Below are 326 nucleotides of genomic sequence, written 5' to 3'. Positions count from 1 at the left end.
TCCCGATGCATAAAGCCACTGTCTGGATCTGTTGTACTGACTTTAACCTCCTTGTATTTCTCTACCGTCGATGGCTTTAAGGCTTTTTTCCGTTTAATTCTCTTTCTGCGTTGATGGCTTGATTAAGCGCATCAATATATTGACTGGGCTCAACAATACGCTGCTCATTACGTGCTTTGCCTTTATTGGCATTTGCTTTCAGGTGAGTACTGTCCGTATATAAAACCCGACCACTTATCAACCCTTTGGCAATGGCCTGCTCAACAATATTATCAAAAATCTGTTGATAGATTTCACTGTCATTAAACCGACGGCGACGATTTTGG

1 pseudogene is annotated in these 326 nt (G+C 41.7%); it reads right to left on the bottom strand.

Going from position 1 to position 326, the window contains the following annotated elements:
- Positions 1-326: pseudogene (locus A9G24_RS12790) on the bottom strand (IS5/IS1182 family transposase); the annotation flags it as partial.

Source organism: Gilliamella sp. App6-5, assembly GCF_001690525.1.
Classification (GTDB): Bacteria; Pseudomonadota; Gammaproteobacteria; order Enterobacterales; family Orbaceae; genus Gilliamella; species Gilliamella apicola_H.
The sequence above is the reverse complement of the archived record's forward strand: the minus strand, read 5'-3'. Positions and strand labels throughout refer to the sequence as shown.